Genomic DNA, 21386 nt, shown 5'->3' with positions numbered 1-21386 from the left:
GGATTGTTTTCAAAAGCGATCTAGTTGCTATCTATCGCCTCAGGATTACTCTAGACCCACTTGATCCGAACAATTCTAATGTGTCGCTTATCTGAGCTGGCTAAAGTCTTCTAGCGTTCCTGTTGTCTGCAGAAGCTAAAAAGGTCTATCTAGCTAGAGCACTACGCAGTCAACAGACAAACATCTATCGAGCTTTATAGGAGTCACAATGCCTCAAGCACTAGAACAAACTCAGAAACACGAAACCTTTTTGAAAAAGACTGAAGCCGTCTTTAAACACATGTTCGATCATACCTGCGGCTCTATCGAGCAGTTAGATGGTCAATTGTTTAGCGAACAACGCTGGGCTCGTGATAATGGTAATTGGGTGACTGGAGAGAACAGTAGCGATGCCATTTACATCGATCGCTCGTTGCAAAACGGCAGCGTTTTCGAGAAGATCGGCGTAAACTTCGTTGCTATCAACGGTGAACTGCCGCCCGGAGTCACGTTTCAAAAGGCAGGAGCCTTAACTACCAAAGAGGCAGACAAAGAAGAGAACAAGGCGGGCACACCTTTCTTTGCAACAGGTACAAGCTTTGTGATTCATCCCTATAATCCGATGGTGCCAATTGCCCACTGCAACTATCGCTATTTTCAAATTGGTAAGCGCGATCAGCCTCAATACTGGTGGTTTGGTGGAGGGGCAGATCTAACGCCAGCTTACCTATTCGAAGAGGATGCCAAGCATTTTCATCAGACGCATAAGCAGGTATGTGACCAGCATGACACCACCTACTACCCCCGCTTTAAGCAGTGGTGTGACCAGTACTTTCATATTTCACATCGCGGTGAAAGCCGGGGTGTCGGCGGTATTTTCTTCGATCAGCTAAATGATCTTTCCGCTGAGGAACTGCTTGAATTTGTAGAAGCCTGTACCAAGGCATTTCCTCAAGCTTATCTACCTATTGTTGCACGGCGAAAGGATGCAGATTTCACCGATACCAACAAACAATGGCAACGTTTGGTAAGGGGGCGCTATGTCGAATTTATCTTGACCTCAGACCGGGGCGCTCGGTTTGGCCTAGCGAGCGGCATGGTGACACCACAAAGTGTTTTTAACTGTATGCCTCCGGCTGCTGCTTGGACCTATGATGACCAGCCGGCATCTGGCAGTGCAGAAGCTGCCCTCAAGCAGGTTTTACAGCAGCCTCGCGCCTGGGTTTGAAGACAATTTACTTGATATTGTCCTGCAAATAGCCACTTCCCACGACGAACGGTAGATATCTATTACAAACAGCGGTATTCCCATGAAAGCACTATTTTTGTTAGCGAGAAAACGAGCACAGTCTAAGAGTTCGGCTCGAAGATTTCGGATTAACCAAAAATCGCTATTTAGCCTGGAAACAGATTCAAACTTCAATCGGGTAAAAGATTTCACTTGCCTGGGTTCTCAGCGGGAAGTAGAAACTATTTTGGTCTATGTCAACTGCCTTAGATACCTTACCCTAGCAACAATTATTTCTACTCTGAGCGCTAGCCTCTAACACTTTTGGAAGCCTAACTACGAACATATATCTACTAAGCGATAAAATGAACGATATAGAAAAACGAGGGCAAGGCGATCTGCAAATGGCAGATATTCTTCAGCTCGACGAGTCGAAAGCAAACAATTTATTTAGGAAACGATTTGTTCGATATCAGAAGTTAGCCGCAGAGCTAGGAGATGACGCGGCCTACGAGGCAATGCTGAAACACTACCCCGCGCAGCAGAAAGCTTTAATGGGAGCGTTTATCGACGATAACAGCCTAGCGAAAGGATTCCAGAAAGCAATTCCGCTGCTAGGACTTATGGGGTTCAAGACTGAAGTTGTTGATGTTTCACAACACAATACAGACGCCGCGCTAGAAATTCAACGAGTTTGTCCGTTTATAGGCTTGGCTGAAGAATATGGGTTTGATACGCCCTGTACTCTGTTTTGTGAAATGGAACAAGAAGCGGCTAGAAGAGCTTTTCCAGGCTTAAAGGCGGAAATCCTCAGTAAAAAAGCAGAAGGGAATTGCGTGTGTGTCTTTAAGTATGAAAGAGCCGCTCGAACGCCACTTGTCACTCAGTGTACAGCGGAAAAACGCAACCTAGCAAACGCCCTAGGCCAATTTGCCCGTCTCGGACCCACTATTGTACGAATTGGTTTCAGAATGCTCAAAATGAAGCTCTACAAGCCGTGAAATAGGCGAACACTTAGGTAAGCGCTTAGGTGAAGAAGAGGGCGTTTGTATATCTAGCGATCGCGCCAAAAACAACAAACTTCTTTGAACTGTCATTTGAATCAATAGCTAATCGATCACTAAATTAAGTCAACTCACTAAATTAAGCCAACTAAGCTAACAACTAACAGAAGATAGAAATATGAATAGTCTAGTTTCAGATTTACAGCCGCTGATAGCTGGCGATGTCACCGATGCAGCAGAAGCGCTAGAGGCAGTCTCTGGCGACTTTGGAGGAGCTGTGCATAAGCGACCTCGAGTTGTTGTACGGCCAAACAGCGCTGCGGACATAGCTGCTGTGGTGAAATATGCGATCGCCCAAGGTCTTCACGTTTCTACCCGCGCCGCTGGCCATTCTCTCAATGGTCAGGCCCTCAGTCAAGATGGCATTCTTCTAGATATGAGAAGCCTAAATCAACTACACGAGCTAAATCAAGACGAGCTGTGGTTTAGAGCGGATGCGGGCACTACGTGGCAGCAGGTTGTAGATGCGGCGCTGCCAAAAGGTGTGATTCCTCCCGTTTTGACGAACAATCTTGATGTAACCCTAGGCGGGACCCATGCGGCGGCTGGGTTAGGACAAAGCTCTTTTCGATATGGTTCCCAGGCGGATAACTGCCTAGCGCTAGAGGTAGTAACTTCTACAGGAGATATTCTTTGGTGCTCACCTGAGCAAAATCGTGAGCTGTTTGACCACGTGCTATGTGGCTACGGACAGTTTGGCATTATCACCCAAGTGCAGCATCGGTTAAGGCGCTATCGCCCTCATACTCGAACCTACTTTCTGTGCTACGACGATCTGTCCGTGCTGCTAAAAGATCAGCAGAAGATAGTCCAATCAGAACTTGTTGATTCTCTACTGACTGTGTTTTCGCCCTGCGTTCTTGGGTTTTCTAGAACAGAAAATGGCCCTCGCCCCATTGTCCAATGGTTCTATCGCATTCAGGCGACTCTCGAACTAGAACAAGTTAGCGATTTAGATGAGACCGCCTTTCTATCTAGTTTGAATTTCTATCGTCATGTTCACACAGAAGATGCAGCATTTGAAGCGTATGTTCAACCCTTGATGCAGGTGCCGCGTCCAGTAGAGACGGCCAACCCCTGGTTAGATGTCATGCTGCCCGCTTCTGCTGCCCAAGAGTTTATTGAAACAGCCTTAGCACAAGTACCTTCGTTCATTGATTTTCGCGCTACCCCGATTGGCTCATTCAGTTTGCTCTCTCGTCACCTGCATCGGCCCATGTTTGCCGTGCCTCAAGAAGAGCTAATCCTTGGATTTGGCATGTATCCTACCGTGCCGAAAGCTCGCCTAGAGCCCGTGCTGAAGCAGTTAGAACAGCTCAGCGATCTAGGGTTCAAGCTAGGAGGCAAACGCTATCTAGTGAGCTGGATAGACTTTAATCGTAAACAGTGGAAACAGCAATTCGGAGATTACTGGTCAACCCTCAATGACATGAAGCGCCGGTACGACCCTCAAGGCATTTTTAATCCTGGCTTTATCGAGTACGAGGAGAATACGTGCTCTCCCATGCTCCCATCAAAAGCAGCCACGCCTGAAGCCGCTGCGCCTACTGTGCCAATTAACGGTTCGCCAGATGACAGCATACAAGATAGCAGCGTGCCAAAAGAGCAGATAGCAGCTATGGGGGAGCCCACACCAAAGGCTTCAGGGCTGCCTGCTAAAGCCCTGACAGTGACGGCATTTGCACTTTTAGTAGCTTGGCTATTGAGCGAATTTTCGTACAGTTTGGTCTGAGCCCTATAGCGGCGCGATCGCCTTCTTCTATCACATCTATTCACTATGAGTAACAATGCATCAATCAGGACGAGCATGAACATTGTAATGGTTGGTCTCAGTCATAAGACTGCACCAGTAGAGGTTCGTGAACGACTCAGTATTTCTAGTCTTCAAATCGAAGCGGCTATCTCTGAGCTGTGCTGCGGTCCTCATATTCAAGAGGCCGCCATTCTCAGCACCTGCAATCGGCTAGAGGTATACGTTGCGGTCTATACAGTTGAGCAAGGAACAGAGGAAGTTATTGATTTTCTTTGTAAACAGAGCAGATTATCCGCGCCCGAACTCAACGAACATTTGTTTGTACAACAGCAGCAAGCAGCAGTTCGTCATTTGATGAGGGTGGCGGCGGGGCTCGACAGTTTGGTACTAGGTGAAGGCCAAATTCTGTCGCAGGTTAAGCACGCCTACAGGCTGAGCCAGAAAACCAAAGGTGCCAAACAGATTCTAAATCAGCTGTTTAAACAGGCGATCACGGTCGCGAAACGGGTAAGAACCGAGACATCCATCAGTCAAGGGGCGATCTCTATCAGCGCCGCAGCAGTCGAGCTAGCCTCTACTAAGATCAACAATCTGGCAAGCAGCCAGATTGCGGTTGTAGGAGCAGGCAAGATGGCCAGACTTTTGATCAGGCATTTATCGGCTAAAGGCGTTACCCAACTAGCTATAGTCAACCGCTCATTAGACCGGGCAAAAGCACTTGCCAGAGAAGTTCACAAAACTCAAGTCACCTGCTACCCTGCAACAGAGATGATGTCTGTCATCGCAAAGTCAGATCTAGTCTTTACCAGCACTGCCGCGACCCATCCCCTGATCGAGCGAGACCAGCTAGCGGCAGCTCTAGCACCCTATCAGTCGCTGATGCTAATTGATATTTCCGTGCCTCGCAACGTCGATTCTAATACCAGTGAGCTGAGCGGAGTTCAGGTTTTCAACGTAGACGATCTAACAGTTGTTTTGGATCAAAACCAGGAAAATAGGCGGCAGGCGGCGCTAGAAGCAAACGCTTTGATCAATGCCGAAATTGATACGTTTCGCGGATGGGTGCGATCGCTAGAAACTGTTTCTACCATTAGCTGCCTGAGAGAAAAGGTCGAAAGCATTCGCGATCAGGAAGTTCGCAAAGCCCTATCTCGACTAGGCACTGAATTTGACCAAAAAGAGATTATTGAGACGCTAACTCGAAGAATCGTCAACAAGATCTTGCACGATCCGATGGTGCATCTGCGTACGCAGCGAAATCAAACATCCTACCCTCTCACGATTGAAACTGTACAACGCCTGTTCGATCTAGAGATTGAAGCAGACGAACAGAGTAAGTCAGTTGAACAGAAGTTAAAAACTCCTGCATCGGTCTAACCAAACCACAGCGCTAGCTTTTCACCTAACCCACGTCTTAGAGTTCACTATGCTAAAGAATTTCTGGTATGCTTGCGAATTTAGCTCAGCAATCGTACACAAGCCCAAGTCAATTAAGATGCTAGGACAAAACTTTGTTCTATACCGCGATCGCCAAGAGCAGATTGTGGCATTAAAAGACCAGTGTCCTCATCGGGGAGCCGCGCTCTCACTCGGTTGGGTCGAAGACAACTGTATCCGCTGTCCTTACCACGGTTGGAAGTTTCGCTCAGACGGCCAGTGTACAGACATTCCGGCCAACGGACCAGCCGGATCGCTTCCGCCCAAAGCGCAGGTAGCCACCTATCCTGTGCAAGAAAAGTATGGGTTTATCTGGATCTTCTACGGCGATCTTCCTGAAGCTCGGCGGCCACCGATCCCCCCCCTGCCAGAGTATGACGATCCGAGCTTTCACTCCATCTCTGTATCGGTCAAGTTTAATGCTCACTATACCCGAGTTATTGAAAACGCACTGTGTCCAGCCCATATGGCAACCGTGCATGCTAATTCCTTTGGAGCCGGATTCGCCGAAGATCCTCGAGTCGCCCCCTATCAGGTAGAATCTCGTCCTTGGGGCCTTAGCGCCAAGCTTCAGTACGCCAACTACACCAAGCCTAAAGGAATATTCAAACTCTTCTTTCGCCCTTCGCGCACAACCCTCAACGCCCGAACAACTTTCTACATGCCCAACATTACGATTGTGGAAAGCGACTTTGTGCGAGGCAAGATGGTGAACTATGCCATTCATCTACCCGTAGACGATACAACAACTATTAGCAAACGGATGCAGTTTCGCAATGTCTTTATACAGCGGTGGATGCAGCGGTGGATCGATCCGCTATTTGTGAAATTTCACTACAAAGTCTGCGAAGAAGACAGAGCGGTGAGCGAATCACAATATCCACCCGTGATTCCCGATAGTTTTTCCGAAGAAGTCCATACGCCAGCAGATGCCCTTCCCCTAGCCTATCGTAAGCTTCGCCAGCAATGCATCGCGCTCGGATGGGGAACAAAGCCCAGCTCTCAACCTGCTCAGATCACCGATCGCCTGAACGATCAACTTGAGGTGGCGGTAACCGATCAGCTGGTTGTGGATGCTAAGGCCGGTTCCTCGATTTGATTTCTCTGGTCTGCATCCTTACTTTGCTATACAGATTGCCTCAAAGATTTTAGGAGTTTCCATGTTAAAGAACTTTTGGTACGCCTGTGAATTTAGCGCAGCGGTAACCGATCGACCCAAGCAAGTGAAAATTCTGCACCAGAAATTTGTACTTTACCGCCAGCAGGGCCAAGTCGTCGCTTTCAAAGATCAGTGTCCCCACCGGGGGGCGGCTCTGTCTTTGGGGCGAGTCGAGAATGGCTGTATTCACTGTCCATACCATGGCTGGAGTTTCCAGGCAGATGGGCAATGTACGCTCATTCCGGCTAATGGCCCCGAGGTTCCAGTTCCCCCTAGAGCGCGCCTTGAAACCTTTCCTGTACAAGAAAAATATGGCTATATCTGGCTATTTTATGGTGATTTGCCCGCTGGCGATCGCCCACCGCTGCCCACTTTCCCGGCCTATCTTTCTACCCTCCATCCCGTACGTCATGAGGGACTTGAGCACGCTAACTATGCTCGCTTGATGCAGGCTAATATCGATTTTGCCCATGTGATTGCCATCCACCGCAAGTCATTTGGTCAGCGAATTCCTCTTGATAAGGCAATCCGGTATCCGGTTGAAGCTGATGACTGGAGCGCTGTTGCTTCGGTGACGTATAGCTCATTAGGCAGTTCTAAAAGCATCTTAAACACCGTTTTAGGAGGTCGCCCTGATCTTACTACCCGACTTAGTTTTTACCTGCCTAACGTGACGTTGGCAGAAATCAGCATTGGCAAGGGCAATGACAAAGACATTCGATTCGGCATTTTAGTTGCCTTTGTACCGATAGACGATCACACCACCTGTGCTAAGCGGACTTTATATCGCAACATTGCGCCGCTGCCTATTTTAGATAGATGGGTGAGAAAGCTCGACTATCAGCTGGCTTATGAAGATACAGAAGTGGTTGAAACGATTCCCTCGCAGGTGATGCCGCGTATTTCTGAAGAGCAGCATGTGGCCGCAGACGCTCTAGATTTGACTTTCCGTAAGCTTAGGCAGAAATACTATGCCCAAGGTTGGGGACTCCAGCCATCGACTCAGCCCCTAGAGAGCAGCGAGTACCCGGCACTAGTCGGCAGTGGTTGACCCTGTCGAATTATCGGTGATTCGTGTGCAAGAGGGACTGTCCGACTCGTAAGGACAACCGAGGTAATGATGCTGCCCGTTGGTAAGCGACTCTTATGAATTTTCAAATGCTGTTCAAACCTACCCACCGCTGGCTTTTGATCGGGATGGCGATCGCCACACCAATAGCGACCGCGCTCACAGCGGTAAGCGTCTCTCAATCTAGACAGACCAGCGACTTCGTCGCTGTGGAATCTCCCACCCAGTCGGCTTTGCAGCAAGTCACCGCCCTTGGACGGCTAGAGCCGATTACAGAGGTGATTGACGTTTCCGTCCCGGCCCCCTTAGCAAATGACCGGGTAGCAGAGCTGCTGATTCAGCGGGGAGATCAGGTCGAAGCAAAACAGGTGATTGCGGTGATGGAATCGCGCGATCGCTTACAAAATGACCTGCTAGAAGCCCAGGCTGAAGTCGATGTCGCTCAAGCTGAACTAGGGCGAATCAAAGCCGGAGCCCAGCCGGGTGAGATCGCGGCCCAGCAAGCTGAAGTTTCACGCCTGCAGCGGCAGCTAGCTGGTGATACGGCTACCAACGCAGCTACTATTAACCGCTACCAGGCAGAGGTGAAAACTGCTGCTGCAGAGTATACGCGCTACTTATCGCTCTATCGGTCAGGGGCAACCTCTGAATCAGAGCTAGAACGAAGACAGTTAGTATCAGAAACAGCCCAGGCCCGGCTCGACGAGGCCAGAGCTGAGAAAGTCAGGCAAATAGAAACTGTTCAAGCGCAAATCAGCCAAGCCAAGGCTAACCTCAATAGGATTTCTGAGGTGCGGCCTGTCGATGTAGAGGCCGCTCAAGCTTTAGTGGCGCAGGCAGCTGCGGCAGTCAAGCGAAGAGAAGGAGATCTAGCGAGTGCCTACGTTCGCACTCCCATTGCCGGGCGGGTACTCGATCTATTTGTTCAACCTGGGGAGGTAGTCGCCGAAGCTGGAATTGCGGCAATCGGTCAAACCGATCAAATGCAGGTGATCGCCGAAGTCTACCAAACCGATATCCGCAGAATCTATAGCGGTCAACCGGCCACTATAACCAGTGAATCATTAACAGAGCCGCTAGACGCTGTCGTAGCGCAAATTGGATGGCAGGTTTTACCGCAGGAAGTCACCAGCGGTGAACCCGGCGAAAACCTTGACCAGAAAGTTGTTCAAGTTAGGGTTCACCTCAGCCCTGAGGACAGTCAGCAAGTGGCCAATCTCACTAACTTACAGGTGACGGTTGGCTTTCTAATTAACCGCTCAGCTGCTCAGCCGCAGTTGTCCCTCTAATCTCTCATTTGGATGAGCTATGTTCGGCAGATTCTTTCGCACAACTCCATTGGCCTGGCTACAGATGAGTTCACGAAAAGCTCGTCTTTTAGCGGCAATCGCGGGCATCGGCTTTGCTGACTTTTTGATGTTCTTTCAGCTAGGCGTTAGAGATGCGCTGTTTGATTCTCAAGTGAGCCCTTATACCAGCTTGGAAGGAGATATCTTTCTAGTCAATCAACTGTCAGACAACTTAGCCTCGGTCAAAACGTTTCCCCGAAATGAACTTTATCGAGCAGCGGGCGTGCGCGGCGTCGACGCTATCAGTCCGCTCTATATTGGCCAGGCGGCGTGGCGTAACCCCGACAACCGCGCTAGCCGACAAATTTTTGTTTACGGTATCGACCCCCAGCGCCCTGCCTTCGACGCCCCTGAGGTTACTCAACAGTTGGATCAGCTTAAGCTTTTGAATCGGGCTTTGTACGATCGCGGCGGTCTATCTCAGTTAGGAGATGTAGCTGGTCTATTAGAAACGAATCCTCAGCTGTCTGTTCAGGTAAATGATTTAGAAATCGAGATTGTAGGTCTTTTTCTCTTAGGATCTTCTTTTTCGGCAGAAGGCAACATAGTCACCAGCGACTCCACGTTCTTACGGCTATTTCCTCAGCGTTCGGCTGGGGAGATTGATGTGGGTATTATCCAAGTTGCTGATAAAACAACTATTGCAGATGTCCAAGAGAGCTTGAGATCTGTACTGTCAGATGACTTGCTAGTTTTGACCCTAGAAGAGTTTGCTACTCGCGAGCGCCTTTACTGGGAGACTGGCTCGGCAATTGGTTTTACATTTGGATTGGGGGTAGTGGTCGGTTTTTTGGTCGGCGCTGTTATTGTTTATCAAATTCTCTACACAGAGGTAGCAGATCATCTACCCGAATACGCAACTTTAAAGGCAATTGGCTACAGCGATAGATACTTCATCATGCTGATCACGCAAGAAGCCATTATGCTAGCTATCCTCGGTTTTTTACCAGGGTTCTTACTAGCTAGCGGGCTATATTCTCTCTTTCGCTCGGCGACATTGCTTCCCATTGGCATGAAAGCAAGCCGGGCGATGATGGTGCTGTTCTTAACGATTGTTATGTGCGTCGGCGCGGGTGTCGTAGCGACGCGCAAACTGCAGGCCGCCGATCCTGCCGATATCTTCTAGTTCAAAATCGAACAGTTCAAAATCGAATAGTTCAAAATCGAATAGTTCAAAATCAGAATATTCATCTCCTAGTTGCTATGCTATCGTCTGATACTCAATTTGCTCAAAATCATTGCCTGGACAACGCTGAGACACCGTTAATTAAGGCAAAGCAGCTCAGTCACTATTTCGGTAGCAGCGAGCTTAGAAAACGAGTATTATCTGACATTGACCTGTCTATTTTCGCGGGTGAAATAGTCATCATATCCGGTCCGTCAGGCTCGGGGAAAACAACCCTGCTAACGCTGATCGGAGGCTTGCGTTCGGTTCAAGCAGGCAGCTTGAAGCTACTAGGAAAAGAGATGAAAAAGGCGAGTAAGCCAGCTATGATAGCCGTGCGGCAGCAGATTGGCTACGTTTTCCAAGCTCATAATCTACTCACCTTTCTAACGGCTAAGCAGAATGTGCGAATGTCTCTAGAGCTGCATTCAGACTATCTACACCAAACGCATCAGGATATCGATCAGCTTGCTATTGACACATTGACAGAAGTTGGACTAGGCGATCGCATCGACTATCCCATCAATAAGCTCTCAGGTGGGCAAAAGCAGCGGGTTGGGATCGCGAGAGCATTGGCTAGCTATCCCAAGATTGTATTAGCAGATGAACCGACAGCCTCTTTAGATAGACAGTCAGGTCGAGATGTAGTGGACATTATGTATCGCTTAGCAAAAGAACGAGGCAGCATCGTTTTGTTAGTGACCCACGACGATCGAATTCTAGACGTTGCCGATCGCATTCTTCATATGGAGGACGGTCGGCTACTGTCAGCGGCCTAGTTTAGAAAAATGCTAGTTCCTAAATACATCCGAGAACCGCTGTATTTGCGATTTCAGATGAGGCTAAGTCAGCTACAGCAGCCCAGAAACGCCACGGCCTAGCCAGTAGAAAGCAAAGACAATCGCCGTTTCAATCAAGTAAGTTGCACCTAGTGCCTGATAGAAATTTCGCAGGCGGAAGCGGCGATCGCTAGACAAGTCTCGCTGGACTAGCTCCTTCCAGATTGACCATTTGTTGTTGATGTACGCGGCTGTAAACAGCACGCCTAATAGCAAGACAGTCCACTGCGGAAATTGACTGAATCCACAGGCGATCGCAGCTATCAACAAACAAAATCCCAATAGATACCCTAGTACCCTTTGAACACTCATAATCCAATCAAGCTGTAGTCTAAATAAGTAGTCTGAACAAAATCAAAGCTAGGACAAAAAACGCGCCACTAGCTCAGCAGCGCGTTCACTTTTATCTAAACCCAATCCGATATCTGCATCAGATCCGAGCAGCCATCTACTTATTAGGCTGTGGGGTCATCCGCAGATAGGGTTTTACTTCAGTCACACCTTTAGGAAACTGTTTTTTGGCATCTTCTGTAGAGATAGAAGGGACAACAACGCAGTCGCCGCCGTCTTTCCAGTTGCCGGGGGTGGCAACCTTGTGGTAGTCGGTGAGCTGCAAGGAATCGATCACTCGTAAAATCTCGTCGAAGTTGCGACCCGTGCTAGCTGGATATGTGATGGTCAATCGGATCTTCTTGTTTGGGTCAATTACAAATACAGAGCGGACAGTCAGTGTGTTACCCGCATCGGAATTTGGCTGCAGCATGCCATACAGCGTAGCCACCTTCTTGTCGTCGTCGGCCAGGATAGGATAGTTGACGCTGGTATTCTGCGTTTCGTCAATATCTTTGATCCAGCCCTGGTGTGATTCTACGCCATCTACGCTGAGCGCAATCGTCTTGACATTACGCTTTTTGAACTCGTCTTGCAAAGAGCCGACTAGGCCCAGTTCAGTGGTGCAAACGGGCGTATAGTCAGCCGGGTGGGAGAAAAGGACAACCCAGCTATCGCCTGCCCACTCGTGAAAGTTGATATCGCCCATAGAGGACTTCTGAGTAAAATCTGGCGCTACGTCGCCTAGTTGAAGTGTCATGATTTAAGTTACCTACTCAATTACCTGAATGTAGTGTTGCTAATTGTCAGCTTTCGCATCCGTAATTCTGCCACAATCCCCGGTATTCCGATCGGAGTTTAGTAGATTTTTTAATATTAGCGGTTACAGCCGCTAATATCCAGACACCCTGGGCCAAGTATCAGGTGCGAGGCATCATTTGCTATGCACCTAGCCCTATACGCAACCAGGACTACAGCTTCTATACGTGGCTTCAGCTAAGTACGAATTGCTACAGATCGATTACTTTTAGAGTCGGGCATTTTAAGGGCAGTTATTTTATATATGCTTAAGCATTCAAATGGCCGTGCTGACGCATTTGAGGAATTGTATTTATGCTAGAAGTCTCAAACGAGGATGTCCGTGTGGCTTCTGATATCCTATCAGCCGAAGCTGTTATAGAACTCATCGTTAGAGATACAGCAGCCTCCACCGGCCAGAGCTTCTTTGAAGGGCTAGTTCGTAATTTGGCCCAGGCTTTGCATGTGCGGCACTGTTTACTCACTGAACTGCTAGAGAATGGTCAGCTTCGCACACTCGCCTTTTGGCGAGATGGAGAGATCGCACCTAGTATTACCTATGACCCTGCGCCCGGTCCTTGTGGCGTAGTATTAGACCAAGACATTTACTACTGTGAATATGGTGTACAGCAGAAATTTCCGCATCAGCCTGCTTTGCCGCTGCTAGAAGCTGAGAGCTATGTAGGCGTATCACTGCGAAATCATCAAGGTAAGATTCTAGGCAACCTAGCGCTTTTAGATAGCTCTCCTATCCTGGAGCGCAAGCTGTACGAGGATTTGCTTAAGCTTTTTGCTACTAGAGCAAGCGCGGAGCTAGAAAGACAGCAGGCGATTAAGGCGATTGAGGCGCTTAATGCAGAGTTAGAGCTGCGCGTAGAAAATCGAACGGCAAGGTTAGCACTACAGGCCGAAGAATTAAAAAAAGCGTTAGCTGACTTAAAACAGACTCAGGCCGACCTGATTCATAGTGCGAAGATGTCTGCGCTAGGTAGGCTAGTAGGCGGGGTAGCACATGAGCTCAACAATCCTATTTCTTTTATCAAGGGCAATCTAACTCATGCGTATGACTATGCTCAGATACCGTTTGAGCTAGTTAGGCTCTATCGAGAGCACTGCGACCAAAATAATATCAAGTCTTCGGCGAAGATCCAGACGATACTAGAGAAGGCTGATTTTGATTATGTGGCAAAGGATCTGCCTGTATTGTTCAAATCTATGCATGCTGGCGTTGAGCGAATCGAAAAGATAGTGCGATCACTGCGAACTTTTTCTCGACTAGACGAGTCTAGCTATAAATCAATTAATCTCAACGAGAACCTCAGCAGTATCCTATTGTTGTTTCAAGACAACCTATACAGAGAAGGGAAGGGAGCAGATATTCAGATTATTGAACAATACGGTGATATTCCAGATGTTACCTGCTATCCAGGAGAGCTAAATCAAGCATTCATTAATCTTTTGTATAATGCGATCGCAGCTATAAAAGAGAAACTTCAGCTCGAAAGCAAACACCAGAGCGCTAGTCAGAGCACACATTTCCAAAGAACTAATTCTCAAACTACACATTTGCAAAGAGCTAGATTCCAGAAAATCGAGTTTCGAGGAATTATTCGAGTCACTACAAAGCTAACATCATCCAGTCAGGTGGCTATCTGCATCAGTGATAATGGTGTAGGTATTTCCGAAAAGATCAAGGAAGATATCTTTGATCCCTTCTTCACAACTAGACCTGTTGGTCGAGGTATCGGGTTAGGGCTCTCTACCGCCTATCAAATCATCACCGAAAGACACGGCGGCAGCTTAGAGTTTAGCTCGTCACTGGGCCAGGGCTCAGAGTTCGTGATGCATATTCCTCTAACGTCTAGCCCTCAGCCTCTAGAATAATGTGTCCCCCCGAAGTAACTCACGTTTCGCGTAGGCATAGCCTTCTTTGATGAGTATGCCTCCAAGAAACGCTATATTATTCACAATAGAACTCTATTCTTACCAAGATAGAACTCTATTTGCACTAAAGCCTTGCACCCAAAAGACCTATGACAGAGACTCCTAGTAAAATTTTGCTTGTTGATGACGAGCCAGGGCTGCGCGAGTCAGTGCAGGCGTATTTAGAAGATAGCGATTTTCAAGTCCGAGTCGCCAGCAATGCCAAAGAGGGCTGGGAGCTATTGCAGCAAGAAATTCCCAACGTGCTGATCTCGGATATTATGATGCCTCAAGTAGACGGCTATCAGTTTCTGAAGCAGGTCAGAGAAGACGTCCGGTTTCAGGCTCTGCCAGTAGTGTTTTTGACAGCTAGAGGGATGACGAGCGATCGCATTCAAGGCTATCAGGCCGGAGCCGATGCCTATTTACCGAAGCCTTTCGATCCTGAAGAACTCGTTGCGATTGTCACCAGCTTGATCGATCGTCGCGCTGCCCAGGCTCCAGACGCTTCTGCTACGCCAGATATTGCCACAATGGCTCGCCAGATTGAAGAGATCAAAGCCCTGCTGACTCAGCGCGGCAGCATGATCAAGCAAAATAACAGCGGCATCAAAATTGACTTTACCCCTCGTGAGCAAGACGTGCTCAATTTAGTCGCCGAAGGGCTGATGAATAAAGAGATCGCCAGTCGCCTTGGGACAACCGTCCGCAATGTCGAAAAGTACGTCAGCCGATTATTTGGCAAAACAGGGACGAACAGCCGCACGGAGCTAGTTCGCTATGCGCTAGAAAATGGCTTGGTCACTACATAAAGGCGGCTATTGAGCAGGCTACGACAGAAAGATTGAACCTCGCGATCAGGAATTTTCTGAACGAACGTATTCAATCTTCTTGTTGCTTTGAGATACGAGCTTTCATCAGACAATGTTCACCTTCTCGCTGAACGCCATCTGATGGAAAAAGCACTTTGACTTGTAACCTTATTAAGAGGATAGAGACAAATCTCATTGCCCTACAGAAAAAGAAATATTAACCTCTCATAAATGCCTATCAATGCCTATATGTGAATATCAATCAAATCTTTGATCCTTCGTCTTTATTCTTGAAGATAGTTCTCAGCATTCGCTGAGTTAAACCCGGTACCAAAGCGTGTAAACCACCCATTAGCTTTGCACTCCCAAAAATATGTTCGCTCTCATTACGCTCTAGCGCGCTCCAAACGGCATCGGCAACGTCTTCAGGCTGTTCAATAAAAGGCATCGACAGCGTTTGTTCTAGCTGCTCGTAGCGAGCTTTTTGGTCTACAAGATCTTTTCCTTGCATAACCGCTTTCTCTGGAAAGTTAGTCTGAATGATATTGGGATAGATAGCGCACACCTGAACGCCTTTCGGCGCAAGTTCTGCGCTAAGTGCTTGACTAAGACCAGAAATCGCGAACTTGCTGGTTGTATAAAGCGTGAGATAGGGCATTGGCATTTTGCCAGCAATCGAACAGATGTTCATAATCGCCCCGCTTTTTTTGGCAATCATGTGGGGCAATGCGGCATGAATAGTGTGAATATATCCCCACAAATTCGTATCAATCACCTGGTGCCAGTCTTCTAAAGTAAACTCTTCAGTGGGACCCGAGCTATACAGCCCCGCATTATTCACCAGCACGTCTAGCTGACCAAAGTCCGTCATGATCTGTTGAATCAAGTCCTGCACCTGCTCTGGATCGCGCACGTCTGTGGGTATGGGCACGACCGGCGTAGCGAACTGCGTTTTAAGCTCGCTGGCGGCAGTTGTTAGCTTAGCAGCATCACGCGCAGCGATAACCACTTGATAATCTGCTTGGGCAAACCGAGCTGCGATCGCTCTGCCGATTCCCTCCGAACCACCCGTGACTAAAGCCACTTTCATACTGCTTCTCCTAATCTTTGTAAGCTGCGATCGCCTGACATTTGCCTACCAAAACATAACGACGTTTCGCTAGCTTCAACTTCTGTCTGCAGATTGAAATTGATTGTAAGCACTCTTAAGCTCTCTACACAGCCAAAAAAGCTAGCTAAAAAAACAAAAACCTAACTTGTTCTACACTGCCGCACAGCCCCGGAAAAACAGCCCTTTATTAATCTACATAGACGCGATAGATGAACGTAACAGATGCGCGGTATAGAATATATTTAATGACAGAACGCCTGCATTCAGATGACTACAGCCGACTACCCAGCTACAGAACTCATCCTGAGACTTCTTCCTAAGTGAAGATGAAGGCAACTGTCAAACGTTCGAGGATGAGCAGCATAAGCGAGCGATTTGTCAGGTTCAAGCCAGCACCTGGCGATCGCGGTACAGAGGTCAAAGTCGTGCTGGAGTACAGTTCACCGGGCGGCGCACTAACAGCGGCAATTGCCAAGCTATTTGGCGAAGAGCCCGAGCAGCAGGTAGGCGACGCGCTCAACAAGTTTAAGCAGCTGATGGAAGCCGGCGAGATTGCCACCGTAGAAGGACAGCCACAGGGTAGCTAAAGCTGTTACGAGCCTATCAAAACGTTAGACCATCACTTGAACAGGAACAACTTACGAAAGCAGTTTGCTGGCATGGCAAAGAAGATGTCCGAGTAGATACCGTACCCAATCCGACAATATTAAATCCGAGAGATGCGATTATTTAAAGTGACCTCTACCGCGATCTGCGGCTCGGATCTACACCTTTATGATGGCTATATTCCCATTCCTGCGGTAGCTGTTTCTTTTGCAATCGCGATCTGTGGTCACTGTGCGACAACTCCAACCCCAACGCCTGGATGGCTGAAAAGTTCTATGGGCATTCCCCCGCAGGGCTCTACGGCTACTCTCATTTGCTAGGCGGCTACGCGGGCGGGCAGGCTGAATATGTGAGAGTTTCCTTCGCAGACGTTGGCCCGATTGAGGAAGATGCACCAGCAGGATACAAGACATTTAGGGACAAAAAGGACAACTGTATCAAGGTCGTCTTAAACCCTTAGGACATTTTGTCGCCTGGAATTCTCACTATTTCAGAACTGAGCTTAGAACTGGCTAGAACAAATCAAGTGGAAAGTATCCATAGGTGCCATTCACCTCTGCTAGCTCTGGCTCGGAGGTGTGATAGGTGATCAACACACCACGAGCGCTACCGATGTAGTCATCGACATACCAAGCATTCTTGAGCGTGTTGAACTTTAAGAACACTGCCCCTGTTTGATCAGGCAAATCTACATTAATCGGCTGACTTAGGGCTGCAACGTAGCCCTTTAAAGCAGCTTCGGCGGCAGCAATCGTACCCGCGCAGATTCCTAGAGTCTGATATTCGCTAATCTCGTTGAGCCATAGCAGGTCAGCGCGAATAGCTTGACGCTGCGGCTCGTCTAAAGCGGCGGCATCTGGACTGAGCGTCGCCCCGACTAGTGATTGACGGGCGGCCTTTAGCCTGTGTGCGATCGCCGCTTCAGACATTCCGTACAGGGCTTCTATAGACATCGGGCAACCTCTTCAATCCATTTTCCTAGCTTACGATAATCCGCCTGTTGTGCTCTATGTTCTCTTACCTCGCGTTCTCTTGCCTTTGTCTGGCCTACTTCTATCTGGCTCACTTCTATTTAGCCTGCTTTTGGGCTCACTAAAGGCAAGTTATTTTCCTGATCCAATCATGGCTTACTCTCTGCGCGTTGCTGATATGCCAAGCACCGAACGACCTCGCGAACGATTGCTAGCCCACGGTGCCAAACGCCTGTCCGCCGCCGAGCTCATCGCCATTCTGCTAGGCACAGGTCAGGGCCCAGGCAAGCTTTCGGCAGTTGGACTAGGGCATTTTCTACTACAAGAGCTGGGCAAGGAACGCCCAGAAGGTGACGGGCTACCGACGCTGCGAGACATCACCGCTGAAGAACTGATGAAAATTTCTGGGGTGGGCCCCGCTAAAGCGGCCACTATTCTTGCGGCCATAGAGCTAGGAAAAAGAGTCTTGCAAAGTCAGCCCCCGAGCCTGACTGTGGTCGACGACCCATCTGTTGCCGCAGCGGCGCTAGGCCATGAGCTGATGTGGCAATCGCAAGAGAGATTTGCAGTGCTGCTGCTAGACGTCAAACATCGCATCATTGGCAGCAAAGTCATTAGCGTTGGCACCGCAACAGAAACTATCGCCCACCCCAGAGACATCTTTCGTGAAGTAATCAAGCGAGGGGCGACTCGGGTGATTGTAGCTCATAATCATCCTTCAGGTGCTCTAGCGCCTAGCAGCGAAGATATCGCCTTGACTCGTCAACTGCTCAAAGGCTCAGAGCTACTAGGAATTCCTTTGCTAGATCACTTGATACTAGGTAACGGTGACTGGTCTAGCATCCGGCAAAACAGCGACTTGTGGAGCGAGTCAGTAGATTAGATGTTAGGTTTAATAGCTGTTTCAAAGAAATCGCACAGTATTAACTTCATACGCTAGCTCGACATCAATATACTTAGATATCATGGATATTCGGCGCTGCCAGTTAGACACGGCAACGTTGACATGGCTGCCCACACAAAAACTGTTCTCTGTGACAAATTCCCCCTTCCACGATCCTAGGCAAAATCCATTGCCCGATGCAAACGATATCGAGCAAGAAGCTGTTGGTGATGCAGGGCTTGATTCTTTGCAAGAAGGGTCTCCTCGTAGCCCTTCCCCTCATATAAAACGGGACATACAGCGGCTACGCAATCTCATGATAGGGCTACTACTAGCCGGACTGACACTAGGTTTTGTCGTGGCTATTGGAGTCATCTTCTTCATGAAGCGCACTGGTTTGGCAGATCCGCCCAACCCTACTAACCCCCCTACCAACCAAGGACAGATAAACGAGCAGATCCATACAGGTGTTCATAAGCGGACCCCAGACGAATAATTGCCTCAGACTTTGATACGATACACGGGCCTTGAATCATCAGACTTGGTGTCTTTATGTTTGGCATTAATTTTTCCCGTGCTGCTAGGCCCATTACGTCTGGGCTGACATTGGATCGGTTTGCCTTCCATCAGTGGCGAGAGGTGAGCTATTTGCATCGGCTGCTGTCGCCGCTGCGAGACTGGCGGCACGGTAGTTGGCTGCTGGCTTGGGGCGACGGCATTGCCTGGGTGTTTGTCGCGGCCATGATTGCGCTGGCTCCCTACGTATCGACCACGCTGATTGGCTGGCTTTTGCTGGCCTCTGCTGGGCTATGGTTTTTGCTGACAGTGAGCGATCAGGCCGAAGGCTGGCTGACGCCTTTGCATATTGCGGTGGTGGCCTATTGGGGGGCGATGGTGCTGGCAACGGCGCTATCCCCAGTCAAAGGCGCGGCGCTCTCAGGGCTGATCAAGCTGACGCTGAATGTGCTGCTGTTTATGCTGACGGCTCGGATCTTGCGAATTAAAGAGCTGCGCTCTGGGCTGGTTCTGGTGTATTTGGCAACGGCGACGATTGTCTCTGCCTATGGGCTCAGGCAGTGGTTCTTTGGGGCTGAGGCACTGGCCACCTGGGTCGATCCCGAATCGAATCTGTCAGGGGCGACGCGGGTCTATAGCTATCTCAAAAACCCGAATCTACTGGCGGGGTATCTAATGCCTGCTATTGGCTTTGGCGCGATGGCGATGTTTGCCTGGCAGCGCTGGCTGCCGAAGCTATTGGCGGCGATCGTGACGCTAGTGAGCAGTAGCTGTCTGGTGCTGACGCTGAGTCGGGGCGGCTGGCTGGGCTTTTTGGCGATCGCGTTTGTGATGATGGTGCTGCTCGTTTTTTGGGGAAATTCTTGGTTTTCTCCGTTTTGGCGACGGTGGGCGCTGCCGCTTTTGCTAGTGGGTTCAGCCGTGGTGGTAGTGGCGGCGGTAGTGGTAGTGCCGCAGGTGCGCGAGCGAGTGGTGAGTATCTTTGCGATGCGTGGTGATAGCAGCAATAATTTTCGGCTGAATGTGTATGCGGCGGTGTTCGATATGATTCGGGCCAGGCCGCTGGTTGGGATTGGGCCGGGGAACGAGGCGTTTAATCAGGTCTATCCGCTATATCAGCGGACGGGCTATACAGCGCTCAGTGCGTATTCGATCTATTTTGAAACGCTAGTGGAAGGAGGAATTGTGGCTGGGCTGGCCTTACTGTGGATGCTGATTTTGGCGTTTCAGCAGGGGTGGTCACAGCTAGGCCGACTGCGAGAAACGTTAGAAGAAGATGGCTATTGGCTGATGGGAGCGATCGCAGCGATGGCCGGGCTACTGGTTCAAGGGACATTTGACACGGTGTGGTACAGGCCACAAATCAGTACGCTATGGTGGATGCTGCTAGGGATTGTAGCGAGCTTCTATGCAGAGAAGAGAAAGAGAAAGCTGCTGCCCAGTGCGGAGATGATGAGAAGGCCCGAGCGAGAAGCGACCGGAGAAATTTTATAGATGAGATTGCCTGAGGCGGCAGCAGGACTGACGGAAGACACTTCGGTAGCGATCGCACAGCAAATTCAGTGGGTGCCTATAGAGCTATCCACCGGGTCTCTACCGACTGGGCTACTGACGACTAGCTATGTGCGTCAGGGTACAGGCACGCCCGTTTTGCTACTGCCTGGGTTCGACAGTTCGCTACTAGAGTTTCGGCGACTGGTGCCTTTGCTGGCAAAATCTTGTCAGGTGTATGCGATGGATTTGGCTGGGTTTGGGTTTGGCGATCGCACAGTGCTAGACAGCGTCAATCCGGCTTTGATCAAACAGCATCTAAAGGCATTTTGTGAGCAAGTGATCAAAGCGCCCGTGGTGCTAGTCGGCGCGTCTATGGGAGGTGGAGTCGCGATCGATTTTGCCACTAGCTATCCAGAACAGGTGACGAAGCTGGTGCTAATCGATGCGGTTGGATTCGCCGCATCTTCGGGGCCAGGTAGGCTGATGGTGCCGCCGCTAGACAAATGGGCCACCGATTTTTTGCGGAGCGCGTGGGTTCGGCGCAAGATTAGCGAACGGGCTTACTACAACAGGGCATTTGTGACCCCAGATGCCGAGATCTGTGCCTCTTTGCACGTGCAGATGCCGGACTGGGCGAAGGGGCTAATTTCTTTCACGAAAAGTGGCGGCTATAACTTCTTGAAAGATAAGATCGCGCAGGTTAGCCAGGAAACTTTGGTGCTCTGGGGCAGACAAGACCAGATTTTAGGCACTAAAGACGCCGCTCGATTCGAGCAAACCTTGAGCAATGGCAAACTGATCTGGATAGAAAACTGCGGCCATGTGCCTCATCTAGAACAGGCTGAAACAACGGCGAAGCATATTGTCAATTTCCTGTCGTAATTCCTTGTCGTAAACAGC

21 protein-coding genes are annotated in these 21386 nt (G+C 49.3%); 17 read left to right on the top strand and 4 right to left on the bottom strand.

Annotated elements, in window-relative coordinates:
• The first annotated feature begins 208 nt into the window (after window positions 1–208).
• The 9 genes from hemF (at window position 209) to IQ256_RS06470 (ending at window position 10982) form a co-directional block, all read left to right on the top strand.
• A complete protein-coding gene (gene hemF, locus IQ256_RS06510) occupies window positions 209–1207 on the top strand; it encodes an oxygen-dependent coproporphyrinogen oxidase (RefSeq protein WP_193854732.1) in 999 nt (332 codons plus the stop codon).
• 365 nt (window positions 1208–1572) lie between these two features.
• The gene (locus tag IQ256_RS06505) at window positions 1573–2208 is read left to right on the top strand and encodes an L-2-amino-thiazoline-4-carboxylic acid hydrolase (protein WP_193854731.1); all 636 of its coding nucleotides are present in this window, start codon (window positions 1573–1575) and stop codon (window positions 2206–2208) included.
• A gap of 181 nt (window positions 2209–2389) precedes the next feature.
• Window positions 2390–4003, top strand: coding sequence for an FAD-binding oxidoreductase (locus IQ256_RS06500; RefSeq protein ID WP_193854730.1), 1614 nt, complete (start codon window positions 2390–2392; stop codon window positions 4001–4003).
• A gap of 75 nt (window positions 4004–4078) precedes the next feature.
• A complete protein-coding gene (locus IQ256_RS06495; protein ID WP_193854729.1) occupies window positions 4079–5401 on the top strand; it encodes a glutamyl-tRNA reductase in 1323 nt (440 codons plus the stop codon).
• A 49-nt stretch (window positions 5402–5450) separates the two neighbouring features.
• Window positions 5451–6560 (top strand): aromatic ring-hydroxylating dioxygenase subunit alpha, encoded by a 1110-nt coding sequence (locus tag IQ256_RS06490; RefSeq protein WP_193854728.1) that lies wholly within the window; start codon window positions 5451–5453, stop codon window positions 6558–6560.
• Between the two features lie 61 nt (window positions 6561–6621).
• Entirely contained in the window at window positions 6622–7671 is a 1050-nt protein-coding gene (locus tag IQ256_RS06485; protein ID WP_193854727.1) for an aromatic ring-hydroxylating dioxygenase subunit alpha, read from the top strand.
• Between the two features lie 95 nt (window positions 7672–7766).
• Window positions 7767–8978, top strand: coding sequence for an HlyD family efflux transporter periplasmic adaptor subunit (locus IQ256_RS06480; RefSeq protein ID WP_193854726.1), 1212 nt, complete (start codon window positions 7767–7769; stop codon window positions 8976–8978).
• 19 nt (window positions 8979–8997) lie between these two features.
• Window positions 8998–10164 (top strand): ABC transporter permease DevC, encoded by a 1167-nt coding sequence (gene devC, locus IQ256_RS06475; protein ID WP_193854725.1) that lies wholly within the window; start codon window positions 8998–9000, stop codon window positions 10162–10164.
• Window positions 10165–10241: 77 nt separating this feature from the next.
• On the top strand, window positions 10242–10982 hold the full coding sequence (locus tag IQ256_RS06470) for an ATP-binding cassette domain-containing protein (RefSeq protein WP_193854724.1): 741 nt from the start codon (window positions 10242–10244) through the stop codon (window positions 10980–10982).
• A 72-nt stretch (window positions 10983–11054) separates the two neighbouring features.
• On the opposite strand, the gene IQ256_RS06465 is transcribed toward IQ256_RS06470, so the two are convergent.
• Together IQ256_RS06465 and IQ256_RS06460 are read right to left on the bottom strand one after the other, a co-directional pair.
• Window positions 11055–11354 carry a hypothetical protein gene (locus tag IQ256_RS06465; protein ID WP_193854723.1) on the bottom strand — a complete coding sequence of 100 codons (300 nt, stop codon included), beginning with the start codon at window positions 11352–11354 and terminating at the stop codon, window positions 11055–11057.
• A gap of 136 nt (window positions 11355–11490) precedes the next feature.
• Window positions 11491–12132, bottom strand: a complete 642-nt coding sequence (locus tag IQ256_RS06460; RefSeq protein WP_193854722.1) for a peroxiredoxin — start codon at window positions 12130–12132, stop codon at window positions 11491–11493.
• A gap of 353 nt (window positions 12133–12485) precedes the next feature.
• On the opposite strand from IQ256_RS06460, the gene IQ256_RS06455 reads away from it, so the two are divergent.
• Both IQ256_RS06455 and IQ256_RS06450 read left to right on the top strand, forming a co-directional pair.
• Window positions 12486–14054: an ATP-binding protein gene (locus tag IQ256_RS06455; RefSeq protein ID WP_193854721.1), complete on the top strand. Its 1569-nt coding sequence runs from the start codon at window positions 12486–12488 to the stop codon at window positions 14052–14054.
• A 149-nt stretch (window positions 14055–14203) separates the two neighbouring features.
• Window positions 14204–14905, top strand: coding sequence for a response regulator transcription factor (locus tag IQ256_RS06450; protein WP_193854720.1), 702 nt, complete (start codon window positions 14204–14206; stop codon window positions 14903–14905).
• Window positions 14906–15167: 262 nt separating this feature from the next.
• On the opposite strand, the gene IQ256_RS06445 is transcribed toward IQ256_RS06450, so the two are convergent.
• Window positions 15168–15995, bottom strand: coding sequence for an SDR family oxidoreductase (locus IQ256_RS06445; RefSeq protein WP_193854719.1), 828 nt, complete (start codon window positions 15993–15995; stop codon window positions 15168–15170).
• Window positions 15996–16369: 374 nt separating this feature from the next.
• Here IQ256_RS06445 and IQ256_RS06440 point away from each other — a divergent pair, with 374 nt between their 5' ends.
• Entirely contained in the window at window positions 16370–16603 is a 234-nt protein-coding gene (locus tag IQ256_RS06440; RefSeq protein ID WP_228024629.1) for a hypothetical protein, read from the top strand.
• Between the two features lie 278 nt (window positions 16604–16881).
• Window positions 16882–17082: a hypothetical protein gene (locus tag IQ256_RS29485; protein ID WP_228024628.1), complete on the top strand. Its 201-nt coding sequence runs from the start codon at window positions 16882–16884 to the stop codon at window positions 17080–17082.
• Window positions 17083–17134: 52 nt separating this feature from the next.
• On the opposite strand, the gene IQ256_RS06430 is transcribed toward IQ256_RS29485, so the two are convergent.
• Window positions 17135–17575 (bottom strand): DUF1824 family protein, encoded by a 441-nt coding sequence (locus IQ256_RS06430; protein ID WP_193854718.1) that lies wholly within the window; start codon window positions 17573–17575, stop codon window positions 17135–17137.
• A 169-nt stretch (window positions 17576–17744) separates the two neighbouring features.
• Here IQ256_RS06430 and radC point away from each other — a divergent pair, with 169 nt between their 5' ends.
• The 4 genes from radC to IQ256_RS06410 all read left to right on the top strand — a co-directional run bounded on the left by radC (window position 17745) and on the right by IQ256_RS06410 (window position 21368).
• Window positions 17745–18476, top strand: a complete 732-nt coding sequence (gene radC / locus IQ256_RS06425) for a DNA repair protein RadC (protein WP_193854717.1) — start codon at window positions 17745–17747, stop codon at window positions 18474–18476.
• Between the two features lie 151 nt (window positions 18477–18627).
• Window positions 18628–18972, top strand: coding sequence for a hypothetical protein (locus tag IQ256_RS06420; protein ID WP_193854716.1), 345 nt, complete (start codon window positions 18628–18630; stop codon window positions 18970–18972).
• Between the two features lie 56 nt (window positions 18973–19028).
• Window positions 19029–20486: an IctB family putative bicarbonate transporter gene (locus IQ256_RS06415; protein ID WP_193854715.1), complete on the top strand. Its 1458-nt coding sequence runs from the start codon at window positions 19029–19031 to the stop codon at window positions 20484–20486.
• Window positions 20487–21368 carry an alpha/beta fold hydrolase gene (locus tag IQ256_RS06410; RefSeq protein ID WP_193854714.1) on the top strand — a complete coding sequence of 294 codons (882 nt, stop codon included), beginning with the start codon at window positions 20487–20489 and terminating at the stop codon, window positions 21366–21368.
• Window positions 21369–21386: the final 18 nt, after the last annotated feature.

It is taken from the genome of cf. Phormidesmis sp. LEGE 11477, assembly GCF_015207105.1.
GTDB lineage: Bacteria > Cyanobacteriota > Cyanobacteriia > Phormidesmidales > Phormidesmidaceae > Phormidesmis.
Note: the sequence above shows the minus strand (reverse complement) of the source record. Positions and strands in the feature narration are given on the sequence as shown.